This is a genomic window from Mesorhizobium sp. M7A.F.Ca.CA.004.06.1.1 (assembly GCF_003999135.1).
Classification (GTDB): Bacteria; Pseudomonadota; Alphaproteobacteria; order Rhizobiales; family Rhizobiaceae; genus Mesorhizobium.
Genome location: NZ_RZPQ01001117.1, coordinates 1 through 1315, shown reverse-complemented (window position 1 = coordinate 1315; position 1315 = coordinate 1). Strand labels below are relative to the sequence as shown.

The 1315-nt window shown below is 55.4% G+C and carries 1 protein-coding gene and 1 pseudogene; one reads left to right on the top strand and one right to left on the bottom strand.

The genetic code is table 11. The annotated features are described in order from the left end of the window. The first annotated feature begins 236 nt into the window (after nt 1–236). Nucleotides 237–971 carry a hypothetical protein gene (locus EN906_RS34360; protein ID WP_127272720.1) on the top strand — a complete coding sequence of 245 codons (735 nt, stop codon included), beginning with the start codon at nt 237–239 and terminating at the stop codon, nt 969–971. A 98-nt stretch (nt 972–1069) separates the two neighbouring features. Here the strand turns inward: EN906_RS34360 and EN906_RS34355 are convergent. Next, nucleotides 1070–1315 (bottom strand): annotated as a pseudogene (locus EN906_RS34355) (hypothetical protein); the annotation flags it as partial.

Here is a 1315-nt window from a genome sequence, read left to right as displayed (position 1 = left end):
ACGCCATGGTAGCGACAGGCGTGCCCATCGAGAAAGTCGCTTTGCGACAGCCTCACTGTGACGCAAGATTTCAGTGCGGCTTGTGCGCGACTCAATCAGGTCGCTTTGTCTGCACGCGGATTCTACGGGGCGTTCGGATGAACCTGCTATGTGTTGGCCGGTTGCTGCAACTCAAGCTATGAGAGGCAAGGCACGATGTGGTTATGCTAGTGCCGCAGATGGGGATGGGGACGGCTATGCCAATACGCAAGGTTTGGCGCGATTGGTTTGGCGAATTTCTAGGAAGCGTCGATGTGTTGGAACTCGACAAGATCGACTTGTGTGACGCTGAGCACGCTGAAAGAAAGTCTGCAGCGCTGGCACTCTTGGCTCGGCTGCTTTCCGAAACGCAGTCGGCATTAGTTCTAGTTGATGCTGGCAGAGATTTGGCATTTCGATCGACCTGCCGCTCAGCGATCGAATGCTCGGTGCATTTGTTTCTGGCTGAGACCGAGGACGGATACATCGATCTCTTGCGATCTGACGACGAGGTCAGTCGGCGATCACGTGCCAAGAAATTCATGGCGAACGGCAGAGGAAAGCTTGCAAAAGAAGCGGAAAAGCACTTGCAAGAGTTCTTGAGGAGAAGTGCCGGGGCAAAGGGGAGGTTCCAAATTTCCGACATACAGACGCCCTTTCCCAGGCAGACCCATGTCTACCGGGAAATATCCGCTGACGCGGCGCATGTGACCTGGACCTCGCTCGTTCGACATCTCCATGAAATTCGACCTGGTTGGATTGAGCTGAAGATCGAACCGTCGATCACCGAAAGCGAACTTGAGGAGGCGGCCTCGATCCTGGCGTTCTCTTTGCTGTCAGGAATGAAGTCTCTTCTGAATCTTGTTCCAGCGTTGGAAGATAAATTCGATCTAGAGACGGTTTTCGAGGCTTACAAGAAAATATACCTGAGTGGAAAACCAAAACTCGCGTAAAAGTAGGAGGCCCGCTCTACCGTTTCCGGGAGCGGGCCTTTTGGTTGATGGTGCCATCCAGGCGGACGCGCCAACCGCGCCCGTCCGTGCAGTGGTCGTTACTTCTTGGCCAAACCCGGCAGCGTGACCTGATAGACTAGGAACATGGTGTCGACATTGGCGCCGTCTTCGGCCTTGTAGGGCGCGCCGACCTGAAAACCGTCCTGGGCGAGGAAGTCGTTGTCGTTGGCGACGAACAGGAAGTAGTCGTCGGGCAGCTTCGCATCGAGCACGCTGACCACCGACATCGCCTCCCACTTCTCGGACAGGTTATCCTGGTCATTGGGCGCGCCATTGTGCAGGCC

What these genes read in the sequence shown, in the direction of transcription:
- EN906_RS34360 (WP_127272720.1), top strand. Translation starts at nt 237, where the DNA reads ATGCCAATACGCAAGGTTTGGCGCGATTGGTTTGGCGAATTTCTAGGA.